Raw genomic sequence first — 14,159 nt, 5'->3', positions numbered from 1 at the left:
GCATTGCGTGGCTTTGATTCTTTTCTGTAATTTAAAATTACTTAGCAGCAGCAGTTGTGTCAACAGCAGTTGTATCAGCAGCAGCAGTTGTGTCAACAGCAGTTGTGTCAACAGTCTCAACAGCAGTTGTGTCAGCAGCTGGCTCAGCAGCAGCGTCAGCTTGTTTACAAGAAACTACAGTTAATGTAGCAACAACAGCTAAACTTAAAAATACTTTTTTCATCTTACTTAATTATAAAAGGTTAATTATTAATTCGGAGCAAAGATATAAATTTTTTTATTCGGAAAAACTTTTATTTAACTTTTTTTAAAATTCCTATTTCGCTTCCGGCAATTTACTTAGCAACAATCATGCCAAAACAAAAATATTTGTTAAAATTATTTTTTCTCTTTAGGATAAATAATTTTCATTTCCTCTATCAAGTTTTTGGCACCGGCGAATTTGTCTACTATAAATAATACATAACGTAAATCTACCATAATATTTCTACAGATTTCCGGAGAGTAGTAAATGTCGCTCATGGTTCCTTCCCAAACCCTATCAAAGTTCAATCCGATTAGATTTCCATGGGCATCTAAAGCCGGGCTTCCGGAGTTTCCTCCAGTAGTATGGTTGGTAGCAATAAAGGCAACCGGCATTTTTCCTTTTACACCGTATTTGCCGTAATCTTTAGCATTATATAAATCGATTAACTTTTGTGGTACATCAAATTCGTAATCGCCCGGAATGTATTTTTCCATTACGCCGTCTAAATAAGTAAACGGTTCATAAACCACAGCGTCGTTAGGCTTGTAGCCTTTGATTTTTCCGTAAGTTACTCTTAATGTACTGTTGGCGTCCGGGAAGATACGAGCCGATTTCGGACTCAATTCCATAATTGCTTTCATATATATTCTTTGAGTAGCGATATTTCTTAGATTGATTTCGTCGAATTTCGGAGCTACTTTTTTCAAATAACTGTCGGCCATTGCTTTTATCACTTTAAAACCGCGGTCGTTATTTAATTTTTCTAAAACCGTTTTGCTGTCTCCGGTAAGTAATTCCTTAATCTTATCATAGCTTACTAACTGAGATTGAGTGAAAACATCAGCGGTTAAATTGGCCGCATTTAACTTTTCAAATTCAGCCGGTAAAAAGGGTTTAGGATATTTTTCGGCATAAATAGCAATTAATTGTTCAAATACTTTCTCGTCTACTTTAGCATTGAAGTCTTTGTAAAAGTCGCCCAAACCAGTAATCAAATTGTTCCTACGGTCGTTAAATGATTGCTCGCCTTTGGTGTTGTAAATTTGTTCTAATTGGTACAATTTGTAGCCCAAACTTAAAATCTCGGTATTTCGAAGGGCAATCTCACTAAAGATGTCGCGCGCCAAAGCATATTCCTGAATCTCTTTGTAATTTTTTTCAAAATCAGCCAATAAATTTCCATATTCGGTTTGTTTTCCGGCTGCGGTAACTTTTTGTTGAAAATCGGCTTCAAACTGTTTTTTTACTCCTATGGCGTTGGCTTTTTTCAAACCTTTGGTTTCTCCCATCCATTTTTTCCAGGCATTAGCAATGCTTGCATTTTTAGAAGCGTACTGAATTTTAATCGCATTGTCCTTGCGCATAAATTCGTTTTGTACTTTCAGCGCGGCGTCTCTGATGGTCACTTTAGTAGGATTTAGCGTGTTTACAATTTGCTCCACCGCAACAGCCGGCAAGTATTCCTGAGTTCTTCCCGGATAACCCATCACCATCGTGAAGTCGTTTTCCTTCAATCCTTTTAATGAAATCGGGAAGAAGTGCTTCGGTTTGTATGGCACGTTGTCTTTAGAGTAAGCTGCCGGTTTATTGTTTTTATCCGCATAAATTCGGAACAGAGAAAAATCGCCTGTATGACGTGGCCAAACCCAGTTGTCGGTATCGGAGCCGAATTTACCTATGGAACTCGGTGGTGCGCCAACCAAACGCACATCGCGGAACGTTTCGGTTACAAATAAAATGTATTGGTTACCGTCAAAAAAGGTTCGAATACTGTTTTCTTGCCATGATTCTTTAGGTAAGGTTTTGCTCAGTAAACTGATGTTTTCCTGGATTTTTTTCTGTTTATCGCTTTCCGAAGCTATGCCGCTAGTGCCTTCCAACACTTTAGTGGTTACATCTTCAATACGAACAATAAAGGTTACAAATAAATCCTTGTTAGGCAGTTCGTCTTCCATTTTGTATGCCCAAAACCCATTGGTCAGGTAATCGTTTTCAACGGTCGAATGACTTTGGATATTGTCGTAGCCACAGTGGTGATTGGTTAAAATTAGACCTTTGTCCGATATTACTTCGGCGGTACAGCCTCCGTCAAAATGAGGAACGGCATCTTTCAAACTGGATTGATTAACTGAATAAATGTCTTCGGCAGAAATTTTCATGCCCAAGTTTTTCATTTCGCTTTCGTTCATTCCTTTTAAAAGTGATGGAATCCACATTCCGCCTTGTTGCGCCTGAACTTGAACTACAATAAACAGGACCAGCAGTCTTAAAAATTTCATATATCTCATGTGTTTGTGTATTTGAAGTGTTTGTTTGTTAAAAAAATTAATTGTTACAAAGATGGTCTAAAATCACAGTCGTAGCGCCTTTATTCATTTTGACAAAGGTTTTGGCGATGTGGCCTTTTTCGTGGCGAATGTCAGCATTCATAATCAAATTATCGAACGCATCGTTCAGTTGTTCTTGAGTAGCAATAGTTATGCAACCTTCCATATTGACTAAAGCCGTGGCTTCGGCAAAATGACTGTAATTCGGACCAATTACTATAGGAACGCCAAATGTAGCCGGTTCTAATATATTGTGAACACCCGGTTGACCAAAACCGCCACCAACATAAGCTATGTCGGCATAACTGTAAATTTTCGTCAAAATTCCGACAGTATCAATGATGAAAACTTGATAATCGGATAAGTTCTTGCTGTCTTTTTCAGAAAACAATATTGTTGGTTTGGTAAGTTGCGCTTGTAAATTGGCAATTTGGTCCGCTTTGATGTTGTGTGGAGCGATGATAAATTTCACTTCGTCGTTACATTGGTTAATGTAATTTACCAACAAACTTTCGTCTTTCGGCCAAGAACTTCCGATAACAATAGTGGTTTGATTGTTTTTGAATTGTTCGATGAAGTCCAAACTATTATCGCGATCCAATATCGAAACTACTCGGTCAAATCTTGTATCGCCTGAAATTTTTACATTGTGATAGCCGAGTCGTTGCAACAACATTTTGGAACTTTCATTCTGCACAAAAAAATGGTCGAAAGTTTCCAATGCTTTTCGGTAAAAACCGCCGTACCATTTAAAAAAAGCTTGACTTTCTCTGAAAATTCCCGAAATCAAATAGGTTTTAATGCCTGAATTTTTCAAGATTTTGAGGTAATTAGGCCAGTATTCGTATTTAATGAAAAACACCAATTCGGGTTGTACCAATTGCACAAACTTTTTAGCGTTTCGCTCTGAATCCAAGGGTAAGTAAACTGTAACATAGGCAACCGTATTGTTTTTTCGGACTTCATAACCGGAAGGGGAGAAAAAAGTCAACACTATTTTATGGTTGGGATATTGTTCTTTAATCTTTTCCATTACCGGTAATCCTTGCTCGTATTCGCCCAAGGAAGCGGCATGAAACCAAATCGTTTTGTCGCCCGGTTGGATTTTTTCGGATAAGGTACTGAAAACGGTTTTGCGACCATCCGCAAACAACTTCATTTTCGGACTGAAAAGCGCCAAAATCTTTACCGCTGCAGAAGCTAAAAGAAGGATAAAATGGTACAAAAAATACATCCCGAAAAATTTGAACCGCTAAAATACGTTTCTTTTGCCGAATAGGAAATTCTACTTTAGAATTTCTTACTTTTGCTTCGCATAATTTTTTACAAGATGAGAAAAATTCAGATGGTTGACTTAAAAAGTCAATACGATAAAATTAAAGAAACTGTTAATGCTTCTATTCAGGAAGTTTTAGATACCACTACTTACATCAATGGGCCTTTGGTGCACGAATTTCAAAAAGATTTAGAGGAATATTTGGGGGTTAAACACGTGATTCCTTGTGCCAACGGAACCGACGCTTTACAAATCGCCATGATGGGATTAGATTTAAAGCCCGGCGATGAAGTCATTACAGCCGATTTTACTTTTGCGGCCACTGTAGAGGTAATTGCATTGTTACAATTAACGCCGGTTTTGGTAGATGTGGATATAGTAAACATGAACATTTCTATCGAAGCCATCAAAAAAGCCATCACACCAAAAACCAAAGCGATAGTGCCTGTGCATTTGTTTGGTCGTGCTGCCAATATGGAAGCGATTATAGCCATTGCGAAAGAACATAATTTATTCGTTATTGAAGATAATGCGCAAGCCATTGGGGCTAATTGCAAATTTTCAGACGGTACTAAAAAGAAAGCCGGAACCATAGGTCATGTGGCATCTACCTCTTTCTTCCCATCCAAAAATTTAGGTTGTTACGGCGATGGCGGTGCGATTTTCACCAACGATGATGATTTAGCACATAAAATCAGAGGGATTGTAAATCACGGGATGTATGTGCGTTACCATCATGATGTGGTGGGTGTGAATTCGCGTTTAGACAGTATCCAAGCCGGAGTTTTAAAAGCCAAATTACCTTTCTTGGATGCCTACGGAAAAGCCCGTCAAGATGCGGCTCGTAAATATTCGGCAGCCTTTGAAGGACACAAAAATATCATCGCACCAAGCATTTGTGATATTTGCGATTGCCACGTTTTCCATCAATATACTTTAAGAATCATAGACGGAGACCGAAATGGTTTAATGGAACATTTACTAGCCAAAGGTATTCCTTGTGCTATTTACTATCCGATTCCATTACACAGTCAGAAAGCCTATGCTGATGCTCGCTATAAAGAAGAAGATTTTCCGGTAACCAATCAGTTAGTCAAAGAAGTAATTTCTTTACCAATGCACACTGAACTTGATGACGAGCAAATCAAATACATTACGGACAGTGTTTTAGAATTCTTCAATTAATCATGAAAAAAGTTTTAGTAACAGGCGGTTTAGGTTTTATTGGTTCACACACCGTAGTAGAGTTGCACAATGCCGGTTTTGAAGCGGTTATTATCGATAATTTATCCAATTCTTCTATTTCGGTTTTAGACGGAATTGAACGAATCATCGGCCACAAACCTTTTTTCAAAAATATAGACCTGCGTGACAAAGCTGCGGTGCAAGATTTTTTTGCCCAACACCGAGATGTAGTTGGTGTGATTCATTTTGCAGCCTCCAAAGCCGTGGGAGAAAGCGTTGAAAATCCTTTATTGTACTACGAGAACAACTTGAATACTTTGGTGTACATTCTTCAGGAATTGTCCCAGATGCCGGAAGCTAATTTTATTTTTAGTTCGTCTTGTACAGTGTATGGGCAAGCTGAAAAAATGCCGATTACCGAAGACGCTTCTGTGCAACCGGCCATGTCGCCTTACGGAAACACTAAGCAAATTGGCGAGGAAATCATTACCGATACGGCTAAAGTGACCAACATCAACGCCATTTTATTGCGTTATTTCAACCCGGTAGGTGCGCATCAAAGTGCAGAAATCGGAGAATTACCTAATGGTGTTCCACAAAACTTGGTGCCGTTTATTACGCAAACCGGTATGGGATTACGTCAGCAACTCTCCGTTTACGGCAACGATTATCCAACGCCCGACGGGACAGCCATTCGCGATTACATACACGTGGTAGATTTGGCCAAAGCACATGTGGTGGCTTTGCAACGATTACTGAACAAGCAAAACGCCGAAAAAGTCGAAACTTTCAATTTGGGAACAGGAAAAGGTAGTTCAGTGCTGGAAGTCATTCAAGCCTTTGAAAAAGTATCCGGTCAAAAACTACCGTATCAAATAGTAGGCAGAAGAGAAGGTGATATTACTTCGGCTTTTGCCAACACCGATAAAGCCAATACCGTTTTGGGTTGGAAAGCCGAATTGACTTTGGAAGAAAGTTTGGCTTCTGCTTGGAAATGGGAACAAAAAATCAGAAGCTAATACCGTTTCGAATCTATTTATTTAATGACTCCAAAACCCGATTTCAAACTGTTTCTCTGCTTATTCATTGTAGCGGTAGTTTGGGGTACGACTTATTTAGGAATTCGAGTAGCTGTTGAAACCATCCCCGAATGGTACATTACTTCTAGCCGTCAAGGATTGGCCGCTTTAATTGTATTGGCTATTTTATTGTACAAAAAACAGTTAGCTTGGATTGGTTGGGAAAACTTCAAACTCCAATTTATTCCGGCTATTTTGATGATAGTTGTAGCCAATGGCTTTACCACTATAGCCGAAAAAACCCTACCCAGCGGATTGACTTCCATTTTAAGTGCACTCTCTCCGTTAATCGTTTTTTTGGGCGGCACTATGTTCGGTTTGCAAAAACCAACACTCAAAGGATTTATCGGGGTTTTGATTGGTTTTTTGGGAGTGGTTTTTATTTTTCGGGATGGTTTGGGAGATATCTTAGATCCGAATTACAAAACCGGTGTGTTGTTTCTCAGTATCGCCATTTTATCCTGGTCGTTCGGGACTCTTTACACCAAAATACACACGCACAAATCCAATAACATTGCACTGAATTTGTTTTATCAGTTTACCATTGCCGCTGTAGTGCAATTGGTGTTGGCTTTATTCTTGAATCCAAATGTAGATTTTACAACATGGAGTGCTCGCAGTATTTGGGCCACTTTATACCTTTCGGTTTTTGGCTCGGTGATTGCTTTTTTCGCTTACCATTATGCATTGAAACGGGTGTCAGCCATTCAAATTACGGTGCTGAATTATTTCAACACTGCCATTGCCGTATTTTTAGGTTGGCTGTTGCTGGATGAGGTAATCACTTCCGATTTTCTGATTGCTGCAGTGTTGATTATTTTAGGGGTTTTTATCACCAACTACAAGCGCCAATAAAAAATCCCACGCTCTCACATGGGATTTGGTTTTATTTTTCTACAGATTCTTTTAATTTTTGAGCAGCCTCTATCATCTTTTCTGCACTTTTTAATTTGGCACTGTCAATCTTTGATTTGGTTTTTTCTTTCAAAGAATCCAATTTGATATCTGCTTTAATTTTGGCCGAATCTATGGTTTCGTTCACTTCTTCTTTTAAAGCATCTTTGGCAGCATCTAATTTTTCTTGGGTTGCATCTTTACAAGAAGATAGCAAAGCCAATAAGGTTAAGGAGAAAACAATCTTTTTCATTTTATTTAATTTTTAATAATAAATTAGGATCAGGGCAATTCTGCAAATAAAATGCCAATATTTTTGCACTGCAAACACCCGGATAATCGCCTTGTTTGTTTTCCATATCGATGATGATTTGAAAATGCAAATGCGGTGCGTAATCGCCGTTTATCGGAGGTAAACCTAAGGTGGCAATTTGTTCACCTTTCGCTATTGTTTGTCCCACGCTTTTGTCTTTTAAACTGTCTAAACTCAAATGACCGTAAAGTGTGTGAAATAAATAACCATTAATTTCATGTTCTAAAATAATAGTCGGACCGTAATCACCCAAAGCGGCATTGTTTTGAAAGCTGTGGATTTTACCCTCTAAAGCGGCATATATCGGCGCAGCTTCGTTGATCCATAAGTCTAAGCCGATATGAATATTACGCTCGTCGGTGTTCTCGTTTTTGAAAACGGTACTTCTTTGGTATAAATTTCGGATTTCGTTGTAGCCGCCGAAAGCAATTTTTGCTCGATGGTGGTCCAAATGCCGCTGAATGTAATGTTCATAATCGGCCGCAGTAGTTGGTTTGTGTTTGGCCAAATAGTCATTGTTGACCGATAAATCTAAAGCTACATAATCTGTATATTCTATTGCTGGAGCAATGACTTTTGCCGCTTCGGTTTGTTGTAAAATATCGTGTATTGGATTCATGGTACACAAAAATAAACAATCCTCGCAAAATCAATGTTTCACGAGGATTGTATTTTGTAATTATTTTTGAAATGCGATTAAGCAGAAATCGTTTCCACTTCGCGATCGATTTTGTTGACTAAGCCAACCAATACTTTTCCGGGGCCAACTTCTGTAAAACTTGTCGCACCGTCTTGAATCATTTGTTGTACCGATTGCGTCCATTTTACCGGAGCCGTCAATTGGATGATTAAGTTTTTCTTGATTTCATCGGCATTCGAAACTGCACTGGCCGTTACATTTTGGTATACCGGACAACTTGGTGTGTGGAACGTGGTAGCTTCAATAGCCGCAGCCAATTCTTCGCGTGCCGGTTCCATCATAGGCGAGTGGAACGCACCACCTACCGGTAACAACAAAGCTCTTTTGGCACCGGCAGCTTTCATTGCTTCACAGGCTTTTTCAACCGCAGAAAATTCTCCGGAAATTACTAATTGTCCCGGACAGTTGTAATTGGCCGCAACCACAACACCGTCAATAGAAGCGCAAACGTCTTCTACAGTTTTGTCGTCTAAGCCTAAAACTGCGGCCATAGTCGAAGGTGTAATTTCGCAAGCTTTTTGCATCGCCATCGCGCGTTGGGAAACTAACTTCAAGCCGTCTTCAAACGACAAAGTGCCATTGGCTACCAATGCGGAAAATTCACCTAACGAATGTCCGGCAACCATATCCGGTTGGAAATTGTCTAAGGTTTTGGCTAAAATCACCGAGTGTAAAAACACGGCCGGTTGGGTTACTTTGGTTTCTTTCAATTGTTCAGCAGTACCTTCAAACATGATGTCCGTGATACGGAAGCCTAAAATGTCGTTGGCTTGTTCAAATAAGGCCTTAGCGGTAGCCGAATTTTCATATAAGTCTTTGCCCATTCCGGTGAACTGAGCGCCTTGACCGGGAAATACGTATGCTTTCATTGGAATAAAATTAGAGGACAAAAATAAGGATAACTGTCGAATAAAGAACAACTCAGGTGAAATTGTAACTTTTGAGTGTAGTATTACGTCCAATAGCAAACTTAACACCCAAAAACTATGAAGAAGTATTTACTGTTTGTAATTCTTTTCTTTTTGCTCATTTATTTAGCAATGCCGGTTCTCAACTACGGATTTTACAGTGTTGGCCTCATTGTTTTAGTATTGTTGTTTTTCTTGTTCTTGTTTTCTTTGGGCATTACTACAGATAAAGCCGGAAAGAAATTTATTGTAAATCAAAAGCCCAAAAAGTGGATACTTTTGACTATGGCTGTCGTTCTGGCTTATGTAACGGTATTGCCTTTAATCACTTCAGCCACCTTTTTGTACTCTTCCAAATATCAAAAAATGATTGGCGAAGTGAAGAAAGGGAATGAGATTTCCAAACATATAGCACCGATTTCTATGGACAAAATCAGAGTAGTCGATCAGGAGTTAGCGTATTTGTTAGGAGAAAAAATTATCGGTTCTCAACCGGCTCTCGGAAGTCAGATTCAATTGGGGAGATTTTCGATACAAAAGGTCAACAACGAATTGTTTTGGGTGGCGCCATTGTTGCACTCCGGATTTTTCAAATGGTTTAACAACCAAGAAGGAACACCTGGCTATGTGATGGTTTCCGCCACCAACGAACGCGATGTTAGATTGGTAGAAACGATAGACAACAAACCGCTCAAAATAAAATACCAACCGAGTGCCTATTTCCAAAGTGATATTCACAGACATGTTTATTTTAACGGTTATGCATCTACCGGTTTGGAGGATTTTGTTTTTGAAATTGACGAAAAAGGAAATCCGTATTGGGTAATTTCCACTTACCAAAAAGAAATCGGGTTTTCGGGTAAAGATGCTACCGGTGTTTTGGTGGTAGATGCCCAAACCGGAGTGATACAACAATATGCTATAACCGATACACCGGCTTGGGTAGATCGCATTCAACCTGCGGTAATTATCGAAGAGCAATTGAACGATTGGGGTGAACTGATTAACGGCTATTGGAATTTTTCCAACCGAGACAAATTGCAAATCACCGAAGGGTTGACTTTGGTTTACGGCAAAAATGACCGTTCGTATTGGTACACCGGTTTGACTTCAGTAGGCAGCGATGAAAGTGCTGTTGGTTTTGTTTTAGTCGATACCCGAACCAAAGAAACTACTTTTTACAAACAAAGTGGTGCTACAGAATACGCCGCTCAGCAATCGGCTGAAGGGAAAGTGCAAGAGAAAGGTTATCGAGCTTCGTTGCCCATTCCTTATAACATCAACAATATTCCCACTTATGTAATGACTTTAAAAGATGACGGCGGTTTGGTCAAAATGTACGCGATGGTAGCCATTAACGATTATACTATAGTAGGTGTTGGCAACTCGATGAGAGAAACTTTAACGGCTTTCAAGAGTGCCTACAACTCTTCCGGCAATAAAATAAACCCGAGTAGTGCGGAAGCTAAAAAAAGCATAAAATCTGTAATTACTCGAATTCAGAATGATGTGAAAAACGGTAATAGTTTTTACTATTTCACTATCAAAGATTATCCGAGAATATTTGTGGGTTCTACCCAAGTATCCGGAGAGTTACCCATAACGGTAGTGGGCGATAGTGTAGAAATTTCATTTGATATTGATGAAGAAAAAATAATCGATGTCACCCGATTTGACAATAAAGCGTACCAATAATCAAAAAGCCCTAACCACTGTTAGGGCTTTTTTTATAAGTTGATGTTCGAAACTATTTCTTTCAATGCCTGATCCAATTCGGAATTAACAATTTTTCCGTCTTTAAAATTATCGTGAAAACTCGGCAAAGAAAAACTTCCTTTCAGGTCAGCGCCTTGAAAAGGAAATCGTTTTGAAGCGATTTCTAATACACTGGCACCGCCACGAGCACCGGGAGAAGTAGCCAATAAAAGCATGGGTTTTTGTTGGAAGGTTTTAGCGTTGATACGAGATGCCCAATCCAAGATATTTTTGAAAGCGGCTGAATAAGCGCCGTTGTGTTCTGCCAAAGAAAGCACTATGAAATCAGCACTTCCGATTTGGTCATAAAACTGTTGAGCCAACGGATGAATCCCGTTTTCCTTTTCACGGTCAACTGAAAAAACGGGCATATCATAATCGTTTAAATCTAAAATTTCAACAATAGAATTTTCAAATAAACTTGCTGCATAAACTGCCAGTTGTTTGTTGATGGAGTTTCTGCTCGACGAACCACCAAAGGCTAGTATCTTTTTCATTTTTTATTGTTGAGATGATAAGTTAAGGCGCCCGACGGACATTTGTTTACAGTTTCGATGATTTTTTCAGTGGTGGAACCTTCAGGGGTAATCCAAGGTTTTGCTGCCGGTTTAAAAACATCCGGATTGTTTCTCACACAATTACCGGAATGTATGCATTTACCGGATTGCCAAACGATGGTCACTTCGCCGTTGGTGTATTCTTTGGTCAGGTTTTTAGCATCCATGATTTTAGATTTTAGTGTCTATTTGTATTTGGTTTTTCAGAATTTTAGAGACCGGACATTTTTCGGCAATCAGCAATAACCGTTCTTTGATTTCCGGAGTCACTTCGTTGGAAAACGAAATATCACGGGTGATGGTAGTGACCAACCCACTGTTGTTTTCTTGAGACAAGTTTAGTGAAATATGAATTTCCGGAATGTCCCAACCTTTGCGGTCGATGTACATGCGCAAGGTAGACAAAGTACAACCGGCCAACGACGCTAAAAAAGTCGAAAACGGATCGGGACCGATATTTTGTCCGCCTACGTTTTCCGGTTCATCCATCAGCAAAGTACCATTGCGCCAAGTAATGGAGCACAAGTATTTTTGGGTGCCGATTTTACCTTCTACATTGTTTTCTAAAAGTGTTGCCATACTATTTTAAGTTTATAAAACGTCTCTGAATTCGGAAACTTTATCAAATACACTTTTGGCAAACGGACAGAGCGGGATAATTTTGATATTGTTTTCTCGAGCATATTCCACGGCTTTGTTGACCATTTTTTTGCCAAAGCCTTTGCCTTCATTTCCGGGATTGACTTCGGTGTGGTCGATGATGATTTTGTCATCACCGGCAAAAACAAAAGTCATCATGGCTTCTTGTTTACCATCGACTTCGATATAAAAGAATCCTTTTTTACCGTCTATTGTAAGTTGTACCTCGTTTTGCATTTTGTTGCTTTTTTGGTTTTGTCAAATCGACCAACGGGAGAAATCACATAGCTTTGATTAATACAATGCGATTTAGCTCCGCTGAACCTAAAGGTTTCTCTTTCGTCGAAATGACAAGTGAATTATTGAAACATTGGTACTTCCATCAACAAGATTTCAGCATCGGAAGTGGCTTCAAAAGTTACATTGTCAAAATCAGTAATCCCCAAACCGTCGCGTTGGGCCAAGTCTTGTCCGTCTACTTTCACACTTCCTTTGATTACAAATACGTAAAGTCCGTTGCCTTCTAATTTACGGCTGTATTCCAAAGTTACGCCTTGGTCTAAATTGCCCATGTGAAACCAAGCATCTTGGTGGATCCAAACACCGGCATCATCGGTGTTAGGAGATAAAATTTGTTGTAACTTATTGTGACGGTCGGTGGTGTCTAAGGTTATTTGTTGGTAACGCGGTTCCACATTGCGGTATTTCGGGAAGACCCAAATTTGCAATAAGTTGGTTCTGCGGTCGTGATTCGGATTGAACTCACTGTGTTGGATTCCGGTTCCGGCACTCATGACTTGTACGTCGCCAAACTTGATGACTTCAGTATTACCCATACTGTCTTTATGCGCCAAATCGCCTTCGAGCGGAATGGTAATGATTTCCATATTGTCGTGCGGATGCGTTCCGAAGCCCATACCGCCGGCAATGATGTCGTCGTTTAACACGCGTAATACGCCAAACTGTACTCGGTCGGGATTATAGTAACTCGCAAAACTAAAGGTGTGGTGGGCATCTAACCAACCATGATTAGCATGTCCTCTGGTCTCGGCTTTGTGTAAAATAGTATTTTTCATTTGCTTTTTTAGTTTGTTTTTTAATGGTCAAATGCAATCGAAACAAAGTTTCGATGCCATGATGTATAAATTTAGTAATTATTATGATACAAATTTACAATCAAGTATGGGCTGAGACACTTAATGTAGATTAAGAAGTGAGTTTACAGTTGCAGTCACAGTTTTCAGTTTAGTATTTCTGTAAACTGGGACTGAGTACTGAGACTATTTTTTAAGCATTCGCGCTTTCATCTTGCTGAAGAATTCCGGTGTAACACCAATATAAGAAGCGATTTGCTTTTGTGGCAATTTTTGAATGAGCGTTGGGTATTTTTTGCAGAATTTTTCATAGCGTTCCTCGGCAGTCAGGCTTAAATTGTCCATCAAACGCTCTTGGTTGGCTACTAAAGAATTCTCCGTTAAGATTCGGAAGAATCGTTCCAATTTTGGGATTTCGAGGTAAAGCTGTTCCTGATTTTCTTTGGAAAGAACAATAATTTCGGCATCTTCCAGTACTTCGATAAACAGATTGCCGGGTTTTTGAGAAAGTAAACTGTACATGTCGCTGATCCACCAACCTTCGCAGGCAAAGCTCATCACGTGTTCGACTATGTTGTCATTAATATTGAAACTGCGCAGTAAGCCCGAATTCACGAAATAGCCGTCTTTGCAAACTTGACCGGCATTTTGCAATATCGTTTTGGCTTTAACTTTTCGGGTTTCGGTTTTAGACAAAAATAGTTTTTCCTCCTCGGGTGTTAAGGAAATGTGTTTGGCGATATTTTGTAAAATCAGGCTCATGATTTCAAAAGTACGAAAATAAGCCCTAAAAAAAGCGGTCTTTCTCAGAAGGGAAAGACCGCTTTGGTTTTTTTTAATGTTTGTGACCGTCGTGATTGTTATGGTCATCTTTTTTCATAGGCAATAGCTTAAAACTTGAAGCTACGAATCGGCCGTTTTTAATTTCTCCGACTACTTCGGCTTTTCTCACTGCGGAGCAAAAACCATCTTCGGCATGCGCATCGCCGTGTTTGTTGATGTCGGTTCCGTCAACGAAATAGGCTTTTCCATCGATGCGAACGGCTAAGTCACAACCGGCTTTGCCTTTCATTCCGAATTGACATTGTCCGCAAGAAGCCTCAACGACTTGTGGTTTTTTTTCTTGGGCATTGATGGCGTTGATTCCAAAAGTTAGGAAAGCCACTAACAATAATTTTTTCATGA

Annotated in this window: 17 protein-coding genes; 4 read left to right on the top strand and 13 right to left on the bottom strand. The window is 39.4% G+C overall.

Going from position 1 to position 14,159, the window contains the following annotated elements:
* Positions 1–37: 37 nt before the first annotated feature.
* The 3 genes from Q0M21_RS10620 to Q0M21_RS10610 form a co-directional block, all read right to left on the bottom strand.
* On the bottom strand, positions 38–223 hold the full coding sequence (locus Q0M21_RS10620) for a hypothetical protein (protein ID WP_295337955.1): 186 nt from the start codon (positions 221–223) through the stop codon (positions 38–40).
* 155 nt (positions 224–378) lie between these two features.
* Positions 379–2,526: a S46 family peptidase gene (locus tag Q0M21_RS10615; RefSeq protein ID WP_295337953.1), complete on the bottom strand. Its 2,148-nt coding sequence runs from the start codon at positions 2,524–2,526 to the stop codon at positions 379–381.
* Between the two features lie 46 nt (positions 2,527–2,572).
* Entirely contained in the window at positions 2,573–3,808 is a 1,236-nt protein-coding gene (locus tag Q0M21_RS10610) for a glycosyltransferase N-terminal domain-containing protein (protein WP_295337951.1), read from the bottom strand.
* A 96-nt stretch (positions 3,809–3,904) separates the two neighbouring features.
* On the opposite strand from Q0M21_RS10610, the gene Q0M21_RS10605 reads away from it, so the two are divergent.
* From Q0M21_RS10605 to Q0M21_RS10595, 3 genes are read left to right on the top strand one after another with little or no spacing between them, the layout of a single operon-like run.
* Positions 3,905–5,035 (top strand): DegT/DnrJ/EryC1/StrS aminotransferase family protein, encoded by a 1,131-nt coding sequence (locus Q0M21_RS10605; protein WP_295337949.1) that lies wholly within the window; start codon positions 3,905–3,907, stop codon positions 5,033–5,035.
* 2 nt (positions 5,036–5,037) lie between these two features.
* Positions 5,038–6,054: a UDP-glucose 4-epimerase GalE gene (gene galE, locus Q0M21_RS10600; protein WP_295337947.1), complete on the top strand. Its 1,017-nt coding sequence runs from the start codon at positions 5,038–5,040 to the stop codon at positions 6,052–6,054.
* Between the two features lie 24 nt (positions 6,055–6,078).
* Positions 6,079–6,969 carry an EamA family transporter gene (locus Q0M21_RS10595; protein ID WP_295337945.1) on the top strand — a complete coding sequence of 297 codons (891 nt, stop codon included), beginning with the start codon at positions 6,079–6,081 and terminating at the stop codon, positions 6,967–6,969.
* A gap of 31 nt (positions 6,970–7,000) precedes the next feature.
* On the opposite strand, the gene Q0M21_RS10590 is transcribed toward Q0M21_RS10595, so the two are convergent.
* The 3 genes from Q0M21_RS10590 to fabD form a co-directional block, all read right to left on the bottom strand.
* The gene (locus Q0M21_RS10590) at positions 7,001–7,261 is read right to left on the bottom strand and encodes a hypothetical protein (protein ID WP_295337943.1); all 261 of its coding nucleotides are present in this window, start codon (positions 7,259–7,261) and stop codon (positions 7,001–7,003) included.
* Between the two features lies 1 nt (position 7,262).
* Positions 7,263–7,940, bottom strand: a complete 678-nt coding sequence (locus Q0M21_RS10585) for a peptidoglycan DD-metalloendopeptidase family protein (protein WP_295337941.1) — start codon at positions 7,938–7,940, stop codon at positions 7,263–7,265.
* Positions 7,941–8,017: 77 nt separating this feature from the next.
* Positions 8,018–8,890: an ACP S-malonyltransferase gene (fabD, locus tag Q0M21_RS10580; RefSeq protein WP_295337939.1), complete on the bottom strand. Its 873-nt coding sequence runs from the start codon at positions 8,888–8,890 to the stop codon at positions 8,018–8,020.
* 117 nt (positions 8,891–9,007) lie between these two features.
* Between fabD and Q0M21_RS10575 the strand changes: the two genes are divergently transcribed.
* Entirely contained in the window at positions 9,008–10,624 is a 1,617-nt protein-coding gene (locus Q0M21_RS10575) for a hypothetical protein (protein ID WP_295337937.1), read from the top strand.
* A 32-nt stretch (positions 10,625–10,656) separates the two neighbouring features.
* Here the strand turns inward: Q0M21_RS10575 and Q0M21_RS10570 are convergent, their stop codons facing one another.
* From Q0M21_RS10570 to Q0M21_RS10540, 7 genes are all read right to left on the bottom strand, one after another.
* The gene (locus tag Q0M21_RS10570; protein ID WP_295337935.1) at positions 10,657–11,181 is read right to left on the bottom strand and encodes an NADPH-dependent FMN reductase; all 525 of its coding nucleotides are present in this window, start codon (positions 11,179–11,181) and stop codon (positions 10,657–10,659) included.
* The gene (locus Q0M21_RS10565; RefSeq protein ID WP_295337933.1) at positions 11,178–11,408 is read right to left on the bottom strand and encodes a (4Fe-4S)-binding protein; all 231 of its coding nucleotides are present in this window, start codon (positions 11,406–11,408) and stop codon (positions 11,178–11,180) included. The genes Q0M21_RS10570 and Q0M21_RS10565 overlap by 4 nt, the downstream gene beginning before the upstream one ends.
* 4 nt (positions 11,409–11,412) lie before the next feature.
* A complete protein-coding gene (locus Q0M21_RS10560) occupies positions 11,413–11,820 on the bottom strand; it encodes an OsmC family protein (protein ID WP_295337932.1) in 408 nt (135 codons plus the stop codon).
* Between the two features lie 12 nt (positions 11,821–11,832).
* Positions 11,833–12,117: a GNAT family N-acetyltransferase gene (locus Q0M21_RS10555; protein WP_295337930.1), complete on the bottom strand. Its 285-nt coding sequence runs from the start codon at positions 12,115–12,117 to the stop codon at positions 11,833–11,835.
* 122 nt (positions 12,118–12,239) lie between these two features.
* On the bottom strand, positions 12,240–12,956 hold the full coding sequence (locus tag Q0M21_RS10550) for a pirin family protein (protein WP_295337928.1): 717 nt from the start codon (positions 12,954–12,956) through the stop codon (positions 12,240–12,242).
* A 204-nt stretch (positions 12,957–13,160) separates the two neighbouring features.
* Positions 13,161–13,736, bottom strand: a complete 576-nt coding sequence (locus Q0M21_RS10545; RefSeq protein WP_295337927.1) for a Crp/Fnr family transcriptional regulator — start codon at positions 13,734–13,736, stop codon at positions 13,161–13,163.
* Between the two features lie 73 nt (positions 13,737–13,809).
* Positions 13,810–14,157: a DUF6370 family protein gene (locus Q0M21_RS10540; protein WP_295337925.1), complete on the bottom strand. Its 348-nt coding sequence runs from the start codon at positions 14,155–14,157 to the stop codon at positions 13,810–13,812.
* Between the last annotated feature and the right edge of the window lie 2 nt (positions 14,158–14,159).

This window comes from Flavobacterium sp., assembly GCF_024710485.1.
In the GTDB taxonomy this organism is placed as follows: Bacteria; Bacteroidota; Bacteroidia; order Flavobacteriales; family Flavobacteriaceae; genus Flavobacterium.
The sequence above is the reverse complement of the archived record's forward strand: the minus strand, read 5'-3'. Positions and strand labels throughout refer to the sequence as shown.